12 protein-coding genes and 1 pseudogene are annotated in these 14,268 nt (G+C 28.8%); 12 read left to right on the top strand and 1 reads right to left on the bottom strand.

Going from position 1 to position 14,268, the window contains the following annotated elements:
* Positions 1-244 precede the first annotated feature (244 nt).
* The gene (locus V6137_RS16615; protein WP_483863909.1) at positions 245-1,861 is read right to left on the bottom strand and encodes an IS1634 family transposase; all 1,617 of its coding nucleotides are present in this window, start codon (positions 1,859-1,861) and stop codon (positions 245-247) included.
* A 257-nt stretch (positions 1,862-2,118) separates the two neighbouring features.
* Between V6137_RS16615 and V6137_RS16610 the strand changes: the two genes are divergently transcribed.
* From V6137_RS16610 to V6137_RS16555, 12 genes and pseudogenes are all read left to right on the top strand, one after another.
* The gene (locus tag V6137_RS16610; protein WP_425449084.1) at positions 2,119-2,667 is read left to right on the top strand and encodes a GNAT family N-acetyltransferase; all 549 of its coding nucleotides are present in this window, start codon (positions 2,119-2,121) and stop codon (positions 2,665-2,667) included.
* Between the two features lie 148 nt (positions 2,668-2,815).
* Positions 2,816-4,609, top strand: coding sequence for an ABC transporter ATP-binding protein (locus V6137_RS16605; RefSeq protein ID WP_425449083.1), 1,794 nt, complete (start codon positions 2,816-2,818; stop codon positions 4,607-4,609).
* Positions 4,602-5,397: pseudogene (locus V6137_RS16600) on the top strand (ABC transporter transmembrane domain-containing protein); the annotation flags it as partial. The gene V6137_RS16605 and the pseudogene V6137_RS16600, both read left to right, overlap by 8 nt.
* A gap of 6 nt (positions 5,398-5,403) precedes the next feature.
* Positions 5,404-6,327, top strand: a complete 924-nt coding sequence (locus tag V6137_RS16595) for an ABC transporter ATP-binding protein (RefSeq protein WP_425449102.1) — start codon at positions 5,404-5,406, stop codon at positions 6,325-6,327.
* 154 nt (positions 6,328-6,481) lie between these two features.
* Positions 6,482-7,462, top strand: a complete 981-nt coding sequence (locus V6137_RS16590; RefSeq protein WP_425449082.1) for an aromatic acid exporter family protein — start codon at positions 6,482-6,484, stop codon at positions 7,460-7,462.
* A gap of 640 nt (positions 7,463-8,102) precedes the next feature.
* Positions 8,103-8,558 carry a GNAT family N-acetyltransferase gene (locus tag V6137_RS16585; RefSeq protein ID WP_425449081.1) on the top strand — a complete coding sequence of 152 codons (456 nt, stop codon included), beginning with the start codon at positions 8,103-8,105 and terminating at the stop codon, positions 8,556-8,558.
* 71 nt (positions 8,559-8,629) lie between these two features.
* Entirely contained in the window at positions 8,630-8,788 is a 159-nt protein-coding gene (locus tag V6137_RS16580; protein WP_425449080.1) for a hypothetical protein, read from the top strand.
* 24 nt (positions 8,789-8,812) lie between these two features.
* Positions 8,813-9,301: a GNAT family N-acetyltransferase gene (locus V6137_RS16575; RefSeq protein WP_425449079.1), complete on the top strand. Its 489-nt coding sequence runs from the start codon at positions 8,813-8,815 to the stop codon at positions 9,299-9,301.
* A 74-nt stretch (positions 9,302-9,375) separates the two neighbouring features.
* Positions 9,376-10,377, top strand: a complete 1,002-nt coding sequence (locus V6137_RS16570; RefSeq protein WP_425449078.1) for an ABC transporter ATP-binding protein — start codon at positions 9,376-9,378, stop codon at positions 10,375-10,377.
* Between the two features lie 15 nt (positions 10,378-10,392).
* The gene (locus V6137_RS16565) at positions 10,393-11,193 is read left to right on the top strand and encodes an ABC transporter permease (protein WP_425449077.1); all 801 of its coding nucleotides are present in this window, start codon (positions 10,393-10,395) and stop codon (positions 11,191-11,193) included.
* 3 nt (positions 11,194-11,196) lie between these two features.
* The gene (locus V6137_RS16560; protein ID WP_425449076.1) at positions 11,197-11,997 is read left to right on the top strand and encodes an ABC transporter permease; all 801 of its coding nucleotides are present in this window, start codon (positions 11,197-11,199) and stop codon (positions 11,995-11,997) included.
* A gap of 115 nt (positions 11,998-12,112) precedes the next feature.
* Positions 12,113-14,125 carry a S9 family peptidase gene (locus V6137_RS16555; RefSeq protein WP_425449075.1) on the top strand — a complete coding sequence of 671 codons (2,013 nt, stop codon included), beginning with the start codon at positions 12,113-12,115 and terminating at the stop codon, positions 14,123-14,125.
* The last annotated feature ends 143 nt before the right edge of the window (positions 14,126-14,268 follow it).

Raw genomic sequence — 14,268 nt, 5'->3', positions numbered from 1 at the left:
CATTCCGTTTTGTCAAAGATGAAATTAATCGTGAATTGTTATTTTATTATAAAATGGACTCTTTGAACTAAATAATATTAGCATTTTATACCTCATATTTCGCAGAATAGATTTCTATTCTGCAATAATTTTATTTTACCATAATTTTCTTTGTATAATCAAGGAAACAAATGATATATTTCATAATATTATAAAAATTATTTTTCAAAGAACAGAATTTACACTTTGGAATTTTAAGAAAATTTTAAATATATATAATTTCGCTTAAGTTTAAGCATCGCAAGACGCACTTTTGGTTATCCTTAAGTGATTGTATTAATCTTCGTTCTTTATTATTACCAATACCTATAACCATAATTGGAACCGTTTTCATAATTATCAGTATAGCATTTAAGCTTGGATTTTTCATTTTAATGTCGCCAGGCCCTAGAATAGTTATGTTTTCTTTCTTCATCTCTCTTCGAGTAACATATTCAATTACTGATAAAACCATCATGGATATTAACATCATATATGTTAAAGCTTCTACCCTCTGAGGAGTCTTTAAAAATAATGCATCTACGAACTCGCTTGATTTGAATTGTTGGAACTTTTTTTCAACACAACTTTGCGTTTTGTATTCTTTTAATAATTGTTCTGCACTTATTTCTAAATCAGTACTTGCTAAAATGAATATACAAGATTTTGTAATGTATTCTTCTACTGTATTCTCAAGTTCTATAAAATTAATTTTTATTCCATATTCTTTAATGGTTTCTTCAATTGATATATCTTTTTTTTGTCTTCCAGGTTTGTTTTTTACATTCTGTATAATCTGATATGAAAGATTGTTAAATTTTATCTTCTTCAGTTCACCTTTTTTTAGTTCTTCAATTAATTTTATTGCTTGTCCTTCTGTTTCAAAAGTTAACTTAGAATATTTTTTTATAGTTTTATTTAACAATTTTCGTTCAGCTTCAACTTTCTTAAGAATGCTCTTACGCTTTGTACTTTCTAGTGCATAAGAATAACATAGGGCCCCTTTGCATAGAACACCGTTATAATCAAAGGTAGTTTCTTTAATTAAATATTCTACCTCCTTGTTTTGAGCATTAATAAAGTTAATTTTATCAAAGGTTTCTAGCTCTTTGAATACCGCATTTTTCAATTCCTTTGTAACAATTAATCTATCTGGGACTTTAGTTATCATTTTAATCTTCATATCATTAGCTTTTTTAATAGTATTTTCTGTAAATGCAGCACTATCTGCAATATAATAGAAGCTTTCTTTAGAAACTTTAATGGTATCTAGCACTTCCTCCACACCATCTAAGTTGTCAAAATTATAGCTTTTATCATCTGTATTCCCAGATAAAACTTTAGCATCTACTATAAGTCCTTCTGCTACTCCAGCACCTATTTTGATTTGTTTTTTATCATTCCGTTTATTTTTGCTATGTCCAAATGTTATAGATATTTCTCCATGTTTACCATCATAACCATCATATTCGCTCCACATAACCTTGGAAGTTGTATCATAATTTATATTTTTAACTTCTATTCCATATGTAGCAAAAGCATAGGCACTAATCTTCGAAAAAATTTCTCTTGGGTTGGCTTCATAGAATTTATCTAAAAAATTTCCAAATCTATCATCATTTATCTGAGAAATATCAATCTCTTCTTTAAATATACCATCTAAATCAATGTAATCTGAATAATATTCCTTCATACGATATAATGGGACTTTATCGTCAACAATATTTACAATCGTCATTAAAGCTTGAGTTCCATAAGAAATATCCGGTCTACGACCATTTTGTGATTGTAGTGATTCATTAAATATCTTATCTATATTAATTTTTCTGCACATTCCTGCCATGAAGTTCATTATTCCATGATTATAAGCATTTATATTTTCCATATTTTATTTATTCTCCTTTTTAGTTAAGGTATAATCATGAATATGATACTATATTTTCATTAATAAATCTATTCGATTTTAATTTCTCTATTGGAAAAATTAGTTATGCGGAATATGAGATATATTTAAAATACTCTGTTTTAACCATTGAAATATATTATTAGATTAGATATAATGTGAAACTATATAAATTTAATTAGGTATAGGAGGATTATATGAAAACTTTAATCACAGATAGACTAATATTGAGGGAATGGAAAGAAAGTGATAGTAAGGATTTATACGAATATGCAAAAAGTGAACTAGTGGGACCTAATGCTGGTTGGCCACCCCATAAAAGTGAAGAGGAAAGTAAAGAGATTATAAAGGTGTTTATTGAAAATCAAGAAGTATACGCTATTGTTTTAAAATCAGAAGATAAAGTGATTGGTGGCATTGGACTTCATAATAGAAAACCCGATAAGAGTCTTACTCACTTAAAACAAAGAGAGATAGGTTATGTTTTGAATCCAAAATATTGGGGAAGGGGAATTACTCCTGAAGCAGTAAGAGGTTTGATTAAATATGGATTTGATGAGTTAAATTTAGACTTAATATGGTGTGGGCACTATGATTTTAACCACAACTCTAAAAGAGTAGTTGAAAAATGTGGATTTAAATATAGATTTAAAAGAAAGAGAACTTTAGAGTTATTAGATGATAAGGAAGTAATTAATTTATATTATTCTATATTAAAAGAAGAATATTCAACTAATAAAGAATAATTATTCTTTATTAGTTGAATTCCTTTTATTAGATAATATTACATTTATCGACATGCAAAGAGGTGCATGATATTATATGAATGAACAACTCATCATGGGGGAGGCAAAAATTTTAAAGTTTATAGGGGAAGGGGATGTAAATTAACTTATGAAAAATAAGATTAAAAAAACGGGGAAGAAAGATAAGGAGCTTATAAATATTTTATATTTTGGAAGACAACATAAAATATGGTTAGTTGTATGTATTATATTTAGTTTAATGAATGTTGCAGTTGATATAGCTATTCCAGTTGTATTTAAAAATTTTATAGATATGATTGCAGTAGGATATACTAATGGGCAATTCCACAAATATATAGGTTTCTTAATACTAGCTTTATTCACTGGAACAGCCAGTATATTTATTAGGAAACTATCCACATCCAGATTTACAACATACACCCTCAGGAATTTAAGAAATCACATGGCAGAACATATACAGAGACTTTCATTTAAGTACATTAATAAACATCATAGTGGAGATTTGGCATCTAGAATTAATGATGATATTGAGTTAATTAGAAAATTTCTAGTTGAGTTATCAAACTTTATATATCAGCCACTAATATTTATATGTGCTGTTATTTATGGATTGATTTTAAGTTGGAAATTACTTTTAACAACGGCAGCTGTCCTGACTGTTGCAATGGGGTTAAATAGTATCGCCTCAAAACCTCTAAATAAGTTATCTAGTAAATTACAGAAAACTCTGGGGAAAGCTAACTCACTGATACAGGATACAGTAAAAGGAATTTATATTGTAAAATCATTTAACCTAAAGAAAAAGTTGCAAAAAAACTATGAATCTAAGCAAAATCAAATATATAAAATGAATATGAAAATAGTTAAACAGGGGCTATATGTTATGACTATAAAAACATTATTACTTGTGGTTCCAATACAGATTATAAACTTATATGGTGGGAGATTGACCTTTGTAGGGGAGATGACTATTGGAGAATTTACAGCTTTTATTGCTATAATTAATTATTTGACGGGTCCTGTAAATAGATTAATAGGATTGATAAGTAATACAAAAGTTGCAAATGGAGGAGCACAAAGGATAAATGAGATATTGAATTACCCAGTTGAGGAATTTTCTGAAAATAAAGAAGGTTTTAACAAAAACAATGACATAACAGTGGAATTTAATAATGTTTCTTTTTCCTATGATGAAAATAATTGTATTTTAGATGATATAAACTTTAAGTTATATAAAAATAAAACAATAGCTTTAGTGGGAGTAAGCGGAGGGGGAAAGAGTACAATACTTAATATGATATGTGGTTTTTATAAGGCTAACAAGGGAGATGTAAAAGTCTTTGGGGAAAATGTAAATAATATTGATTTATTATCATTAAGATCTCAGCTATCAATGGTGACACAGGATACCCATATTTACCCTACAACTGTATCTGAAAATATAGGATATGGTACTAAAAATGCCACAAAGGAACAAATAATTAATGCAGCCAAGATGGCCAATTCCCACGACTTTATAGTTGAGCTACCAAAGGGGTATGATACTATTTTGACAGAAGGAGGTTCTAATCTTTCTGGGGGACAAAAACAAAGGATTAGTATAGCAAGGGCCATTTTAAAAAATGCTCCTATACTACTTCTTGATGAACCCACATCAGCCCTTGATAGTAATAGTGAAGAATTAATAGAAGGAGCCCTTAATAGGTTTGCAAAAGAGAAAAGTGTTATAGTAGTTGCCCATCGCTTTTCTACAATCAAGAATGCCGATGAAATATTGGTCCTTGACAATGGAAATATTGCTGAAAGGGGTAATCATGATGAATTAATGAATTTTGATGGGATATATAAGAATCTATATCTTAAACAGCATAAGGAGAATGGTAAAGATAAGGTAATAAAGGGGGCTGCATATAATGTCTAAAAAAGAAAATAGTGGTTTATATAAGCTGGTAGCTTTTATGGGCAAGGGGTTTATTCCATATATTATAGGATCTCTAGGAAATAGTGCTATTAACGCTTTTTGTTTTAATCTAGTTATGGCTGTACTTATGAAGGATTTATTTAATGCAGCTAGCAAAGGGAGTAAAGATTTATTTATGAGAGCTATAATAATAGCAGTTTTATCACTCTTAATTGCTGTTGTTATCCAACCAATATTTGTATATATGTCTGATAAAGCAAGAAAGAAGACCATGAAAAAGATAAGAACAAAATCTTATAATCATATGACAGAGCTTTCTATATCTTATTTTGAAAAAAATCATAGTGGCAATATAATGTCTAGACTAACCAATGATATAAAAATAATAGAAGACATATATGGTAATCATATTTTTCAAATAGCTTTTATTTTATTTTTAGGAGTAGGGTCTTTAATACTTATGTTTATATATGAGTGGAGGCTTGCATTATTTGCTGTAATTTTCGAAATATTATCTATTTTTATAAGTGTTAGAATATCTAAAAAGGTAAGAGATATAAGTGATGATGTACAGGATAAAAGAAGTAAATGAGAAGTTTTTAGATATTATAGCAGGGTTTAAAACCACGAAAATATTTCAAATAGAAGATAAGATAGTAAATAATTATAAAGATGAAAGTGAAAAATTGACGGATCAAGAAAAAAAAAGAGACTATTTAAATGCCTTAGTTAATGCAACCAGTGTGTTTTTCTACTCTATTAAATCTGTGGGCCTAATTGCAATAGGAATATATATGATGTCAAAGGGAATGACAAATATAGGGATACTTGTTGCTTTGATGAATCTGAATAATAATGTTGGTATACTCTCAAATTTAGGAGATGAATTAAGTAAATTACAAAGTTGTATGGCAGGAGTTCGGGGAGTGTCAAATTTACTAGATGAGGAAGTGGAATTTCATAAATATGAAAAGTCCATTAATAAAGGGGATAGAGATTCAATAATAGAACTTAAAGACATTATATTTGGTTATGACGATAAAAAGGTTTTAGATAGTGTATCTATTTCTGCTAAAAAAGGTGAATCCATAGCTTTAGTTGGTAAAAGTGGATGTGGTAAAAGCACCATAGCAAAACTCTTGTTAGGTTTTTATGAATCAAATAATGGAGATATATTTATTGAAGGGAAGTCGGTTTCTAATTATTCATTAGAAGAATTAAGAAATAAAATATCCTATGTTTCCCAAAGTCCATATTTATTCGATGGTACAATAAAAGATAACATAAGGTATGGACGATTAGATTCAACGGAAGAAGAGATAATTAATTCAGCTAAGATGGCCAATGCCCATGAATTTATTATGGAGCAAAAAGAGGGCTATGATACATCAATAGGAGAAGTTGGCTCCAATCTTTCCGGGGGGCAAAAACAACGTATAGCTATTGCCAGGGCAATAAACAAGGGTTCCTCTATATTATTATTAGATGAAGCAACATCGGCTTTAGACTCTGAAGCAGAAGAAAAGGTTCAACAGGCAATAGAAAAAATAATGAATGAAAAAACTGTTTTAATAATAGCCCATCGTTTATCTACTATAAAAAAAGTAGACAAAATATATGTAATCGATAAAGGAAAAGTATTGGAGTCTGGAAACCATGAAGAATTGATGTTACATCAAGGTATATATAGTGAACTTTATGATATACAGTATAGTTAATAGATAATATTATTTTTTCCTCCTTAGGGTATATTATTTATAATAGGTGAACTAAGGAGGTTTTTTTTTGGGGTCAGAAGGTGTTATTAAAGATATAGGATTGATATTTATACTAAACTAATGAAAAAGGCAAGGAATAATGGGGTGAAATTAAGTGAAAAAATTAATTTATAGGGCAGCTAAGATATCTATTGGGGTAATACTGTCGATAATCATATCGGATTCTATTGGGTTAAAATATAGTGCCACAGCAGGGATTATATGTATGATAAGTATTTTAGACACAAGGGTTCAAACCTATGTGGTAGGAATAAAAAGAATTATAACTGCCACTATAGCAATAGTTATAGCAATTATTTTATTTCAAACTGGAGGACATGATTTAATTGTATTAGGCATTTTTTTAACCCTACTCATACCATCACTTACAATTTTTAAAGTAACGGAAGGATTGACAGTCAGTACGGTTTTAGTAACCCATATTTATAATATAGAAAACTTTAGTTGGGATATTATGTTTAACGAATTGGCATTATTGCTAATTGGAATTATAGTGGCTTGGGGTATGAATTTTCATATGCCTAATAAAGAAAATCAAGTAAGGAATCTACAATTAGAATCAGAAGATTTAATAAGAAAAATTTTATACAATATGAAATTGCAGTTAATAAATCAATGTTCCATCGAAGAGCAAGAAGATAGGTTAAAAAGTCTAGATAATATTTTGACAAAAGGTCTTACCCATGCCATTAATTTTAATAATGACTTTATATTAAAAGATAATAGTTATTTTATAAAATATTTTCAGATGCGTAAACAACAATATCAGATTCTTGTACATATGGAAAAGTATTTTGAAAAAGGATTTATCAGAGTTGAAAAAGCTAAACAATTAAGCCAGTTTACTGAAAGGTTAGCTGATGAATTAAATGAATGTAATAATGGAAAAGAACTTTTGAAAAAAGCTAATGATCTAAAGAAATATTATGAAAATACACCCCTACCTAAAACGAGAGAAGAATTTGAAAACAGAGCTGTTTTATACCAATATTTTAATGATTTAATCTATCTTATTGAAATTAAATCAAAGTTCATGAAGGAACATGGTGAAATAAAATATTGTAATATAGGTTAGATTTTCTTGACATATGATTTAATATAAAATATAATTAATAGAAAATATAATTAATAGAAAATAATGAATATTTTTTATGGAGGTAATTATATGCTTAAAGTTATTCTTTAATCTTCTAAATAGTACAAATTTAATAAGTCAAAAAGTATAAGTTAACTTTTTTATTATGGATAAAATATGTTTTTGTGGGATATTTATGTCCAAAATTATTTACTTTATATTTTGGAGTTGAAATATATTTTTATAATCATATTTTTTAACATAATATTACAGGTGGATTATGTCTTTTTTGACACTATTATTAGAAGATAGGGATAACTATAAAAGCTTAGCATATAAAGTATCTGATATGAAGAAACTACATAGTTCTTTATATAGTTTTTGTGTGAAATAATTGATTAGATAACCTTTGTAGGTTTATTTATTATTAATTATTTCTATTTCTCAGAAGATATTTTAACACTTTAAATTTTGATATTGCTAAAAGGCTACAAATAGGAGAGTCCTATTTGTGGTCTTTTTTATTTTGCAATAAAACATGTAATGGGAGGGGGACGATTATGCCAGTGAATTTAATTCCTACTATGATAAGGTTGAGAAAAAGAAATTAAATAAATGTCAATATAAAGGAGAGATTTAAATGTTAGAGATAAAGAGTGTAAAAGATAATGGAGTTAATATTAAAGGTGCAATAAACTACATCCATGGTGCTTGGGGAAGTGAAGATAGCTACAAATTCTATAGTGATGCAATAAAGCATTCCTCAAAGGATGGGAAATCATTACCTCAGTTTTATGTGATGTTAAAAGATAATAAAATAATTGGGTGTGCTGGATTGATCGTAAATGACTTTATAAGTCGTCATGATTTATATCCTTGGTTAGCATGTCTATTTGTAGAAGAGGAAGAAAGGGGCAAAAACTATGGTAAATTACTATTAGAATATGGTGAAAAACAAGCTAAAAAAGCTGGGTTTGAGAATGTATATCTAACAACAACTCATGATGGTTATTATGAAAAATATGGTTGGGAAAGAATAGAAGATGGTTATGATCCAGGAGGAGAGGCTAGTAGGATTTATAAGAAAGGCTTATAAAGTTTTTCTATATTAATTCTAAAGATTTAATTAGAGAGTTTATAAAAGTATATGGGGATAATAGATACTCCATGGAAGAAATCGATTATGGCATAAGAATTGAGCATACGAGACAATTGCTAAGAAAACTGTTTATGATGGGCTTTAAAAGTGATTTTAAAAACATAAGGAAAGAAACTTTAGAAATTGAAGAAAAGATAAATAGGAAATTGAATGAAAAGATATTATAAAAATTATATTATGGAGGGATAATAATGGACTTAAATAAAGATATAGATTTAGTAAGGATAAATAAAGATAATTATTTGGATTTTTCTAAGTTATTAGAGTGGAGAAGAAATGGTGAAGAACAAGGGGAATTCCCAGGCTATAAAGATGAAAAGCTAAAAAATTTTTTAAAAGAATATAATATTCTAAATTCAGATATGTTTTATATATTTGCAGCTAAAAAGGACAATAAATTTATTGCATATATAAATGCTGTGCTAATTCCTAAGCCAGATCCTAGATTAGGATTATTATATGTAGATGAATTATGGACTGCCCCACCTTATAGAAAGCAAGGTATAGCTGAAAGGTTAATGAATGAAGTATTTAAATTAGGAAAAGAGTTAGATCTATGGAGAATTAGATTAGATGTTAGTGAAAAAAATCATGTAGCCAGAAAGCTTTATAAAAAAGTTGGTTTTTCAGAGAGTGATGTATGTATGTTTTCTGAGAAGTCAGTGGATACAATAGAGTAAATCATGATGGTGTAGAGGAGAATCCATTCTCCTCTACCATATTATTTTTTATTAAGGAAGGATAAGTGATAATTATGGCCATAGTTAAAGTAGAAAATTTAAGTAAAGAATTTCATATAAGAAAAAGAGAAGATGGACTATTAGGTGCGTTAAAAGGGATGTTTAATAATAAAAAAATTATAAAAAAAGCAGTAAATAATATTTCATTTGAAATTAATAGAGGAGAGATAGTAGGATATCTAGGACCTAATGGTGCTGGAAAATCCACTACTATAAAAATGCTTTCAGGAATACTTGTCCCATCAAAGGGAAGTGTTGAAGTGAAAGGGGTTATCCCCCATAGGAATAGAATAGAAAATGCTAAAAACTTGGGAGTAGTATTTGGACAGAGGACACAATTGTGGTGGGACATACCAGTTTCGGAATCCTTTTCATTAATGAAACATATGTATAAAATCCCTAAAGCTCAATATAAAGAGAATATTGAATTGTTTTCAGATATACTTGGAATAGCCGATTTTTATAATACACCTGTACGTCAATTGAGTTTAGGTCAGAGAATGAGGGCTGATTTATGTGCATCATTACTTCATAATCCAGAAATTTTGTTTCTTGATGAACCTACAATAGGACTTGATGTGGTAGTAAAAGAAAAGATAAGGGATTTTATTAAAGAAATTAATAAAGTTAGAAAAACAACAGTTATACTTACCACCCATGATATGGAGGACATTGAAAAACTTGCATCAAGGGTTATGGTTATTGATAATGGTTCAATAATGTATGATGGTAAGCTCGATAAATTAAAAGATATATATGGTACAGAAGAATCAATACAAATAGAAATAGAATCACCCATATCAAACTTTGAGGAACTATTTAAAATGGGGGTTAATGATATAAGTTATGAAAAGAATAAGATACAAATTAGGTATGATAAGAGTTGTATAAATTCTGCAACAATAATTAGTTGGGTTATGAAAAAAAGTAAAGTAAAGGATTTTATAGTACAAGGCATTAATGCCGATGAAGTAATACGAAAGATGTATAAAAATCCTATTAAAAATCTTATATAAGGGGGCTATAACATAATGGTTCACTATTTACAGTTTGCAAAGAATGCTTTTCAAAGCAATTTATCTTATAGGATGAGTATACTTTTAAGTATTTTACATAGGGTTGCAGCACTTTTAGTAGAGGTATCCATTTGGAGTGCTGTAATAAGTATTACAGGTAAAATATCTACTTCAATGGGGACTATAGATTTAAATGAGATGATAACCTATGCAATACTAAGCACAGGTATCTCAACAATAATAAGCAGTAATATTGTTATGGATTTTGAAGATAAAGTTAGGACAGGTCAAATAGCAATGGATCTTATAAAGCCTATGAAATTTAAGTTGTATCTAGTTTTCCAAAACTTAGGGAATAATTTATTTAAGGTGATATTTGAGTTAACTCCAGTAGTAATAATAGGCATATTATGCTTTGGAATAAATATTCCATCGAAGGAGAATGCAATTTTATTTGCCGTAGCTTTATTAAATGGTATGATAATATATTTTATTCTTACTTGTATTCTAGGGCAACTTTCCTTTTGGATATTGACAGTATGGCACTTAGATAAGCTTTTAAATGATATGCTAAAAATATTTTCAGGTAGATTTATACCATTATGGTTTTTTCCTAAGACTTTAATTAGTATTTCAGTTTTTTTGCCCTTTAGACTAATATATTTTTCACCTATGTCTATTTATCTTGGGAAAATAAATATTGCTGAAGCAGAAAATATACTTATGCAACAAGGATTATGGATTCTAATTTTATTTATCATAGATATGATACTTTGGAAAAAAGGTATTAAAAAATTAGTTGTACAAGGAGGTTAAGTAATGGAAGATCTTAAAATATATTGGAGATTTATTTTGATTTATCTTAAATGTAGAATGGAGTATAGATTTGCCTTTTTTATGGATATTTTTATGCCTGTATTTTCATACACCATTAATTATTTTACAATATGGATTATACTTAATAGATTTAACTCAATAAGAGGTTGGGGATTTGATGAAATTATGTTCTTATATACTATAAACTTATTTTCCTATGGACTAGCAGGAATAATTTTTTATACTCCAATGGCTTCCCTCGATAATCTTGTAAGACAAGGAAAATTTGATATGTTTCTAACTAAGCCGATGAATCCCTTTTTACACTTAATTAGTAGACAATTTGAACATATTTTTATAGGGCATTTGATATTAAGTAGTATTGTACTTGTAACTTGTTTGTCTAGATTAGGCATAATCTGGTCGGGTACAAAAATAATTTGGTTAATATTTATTTTATTTGGGGCTACACTTATACAGGCCTCTGTTATGATAATCACAGGATGTTTAAGCTTTTGGTATACAAACTCTACATCAGTAGCAAGTTCAATATTAAATAGTTTAAGGGGTTTTATTAACTATCCTATCTCAATTTATAATAAGGGATTAAGAATATTATTAACATTTATATTACCCTATGGATTTATTAGTTTCTATCCATCGCAATATTTTCTTAACAAGACTGATGTAATATTTCATCCCTTATTTCAGTATGGGACACCTATAGTAGGAATATTGTTTTTTATTTTAGCTTATAAAATTTGGTTATATGGTGTAGATCATTATAATAGTGCTGGAGCATAAAGGAGATAAGGAGAAATCAATTAAAAACAATTAATAAATTATGGAAATATAAAGGGGAATTATAAAAAACGTAGAATCTAAGTAAGTGATAGATATAAAAGGGGGAGAAGTTTTAATGAATAATAGTAAAAAAAGATATTTAACTATAGAAGAGATTGTGTCTATACCACAAATTAATAATATAGACATAAGTAATGATGGTGAAAATTTAGCTTTTGTTAAAAAAGTTGTTAATTGGAAGGATAATGAGTATAAATCCTATGTTTGGATACATAAGAAGGATAATAAAAAAAGCTATCCTTTAACATCTGGTAATACTGAAAGCAGTAGTCCTATATGGTCACCGGATTCTAAAAATATAGCATATTTGTCTACTGTTGGAGAAAAGGATAAGGAGAAAAATCAGATATTTATTAAACCGACTGATGGTTATACCGGGGTTCAAGTTACCAATAAAAAAGAAGGGGTTAGTAGTTTTAAATGGTCTCCTGATGGAAAAGGATTTTACTTCATAACAAAGGCAAAGGAAGATGAAGATATAAAAAATCGGAAAGAGAAATATGGAGACTTTGAATATATTGATAAAGAGTACAGAAGGAATTGTTTATATTATATTGAAATAGAAAAAGGAATAGAAAATATTAAAGAAGGCCACGAAAGTCCTATAGATTTAGTGGATAAAGATGATAGTAAAGAAGACGAGGAAAAGACAGTATCATGTAGGTTAACTGATGAAAAAGAATTACATGTAGATAGCTTCGACATATCTCCCAATGGAGAGGAGATTGTATTCATTGCAACACCCAGTCCTAATATGGAGGATTGTGATGATGGGGAATTATACATACTTGATATTAAAACCAAAGATATTAAAAAAATAAATAAGAAGGAATTGATAGGAGGAAATGTTATATTTTCGCCTGATGGTAATAAAATATGCTATACAAGATCAATAAAAGAAAAGGACTATTATAAAGATAAAATAGATGATTCTATACTAGAAATATATAATATGAATACAGGGGAAACAACACAACCATTAGAAGACTTTGACAGTAGTATTATGCCAATGTCGTGGAATGACCATGGCATAATTATTCAGTGGCAGGAGAAGACAAATTATAGAGTTGGAACATTAAAAGAAAATGGGCAATTGAATGTTTTAAATAATGAAGATAGTTTTATATGGAATTTCAGTGTAACTAAGGATGGAAATCATATCTCCTATGTAAAGGCTGACCAAGGGGAAACATTTGAATTATATCTAGATGGTGAAAAGATAACCGATGAAAATAGTGTTTTTGAAGGTAAACTTAAGAGTAATAAGGAAGTAGTTTCTTGGAAGAGTAGTGATGAATTAGAAATAGAAGGAGTACTATCTACTCCCTGTGACTTTGATAAAAATAAAAAATATCCATTGTTAGTGGTTATACATGGGGGACCAACTTGGGCTTCTTTTCCTATACAGGGTCTAAATAAAATATATCCTATAGAACAATTTATAGAAAAAGGGTTTATTGTTATTGAGCCAAATTACAGAGGAAGTTCTGGATATGGAAATGAATTTTTAAAGGCTAACTATAAAAAGTTAGGTATAGGGGATTATGATGATGTAATAAGTGGTGTAGACATGTTGATAAAAGAAGGGTTTGTAGATAGAGATAAAGTAGGAGTCATGGGATGGAGTCAAGGGGGATATATATCAGCATTTTGCTCCACATATAGTGATAGATTCAAAGCCATTTCGGTTGGAGCTGGAATAAGTAACTGGATTACTTATTATACAAACACTGATATACACCAGTTTACTAGAATGTTCCTTGGAGATAATCCATGGAATGGTCCTGAAATTTATAAGAAAACATCGCCAATGACCTATATAAAATCAGCATCTACCCCAACCATGATTCAACATGGAGAAAAAGACGGTAGGGTCCCCACACCAAATGCCTATGAACTTTATCAAGGATTAAGGGATATGGACGTTGACACGGAGTTGATTATTTTTAAAGGAATGGATCATGGACCTAATAAACCGGGATTAAATAGGGCTATTATGAAACAAAACTTAATGTGGTTTAGTCATTATATACTGGGAGAAGAACTGGAAAACTTTAGAACATTATAGGGGCATTAAACTAGAGCAGAAGTTTCGCATCTCAAAAATTTTAATGGGCGATAGCCCTTGGATTTACAAGATTAGATTAAGATAAGGTAGAAATCAATAAATTCCTATTTTTACTGGAAATTTTGAAATAAATCTTTACAAAA

This window comes from Dethiothermospora halolimnae, assembly GCF_037577855.1.
In the GTDB taxonomy this organism is placed as follows: Bacteria; Bacillota; Clostridia; order Tissierellales; family VENL01; genus Dethiothermospora; species Dethiothermospora halolimnae.
This window is presented reverse-complemented; position numbering and strand designations above follow the sequence as displayed.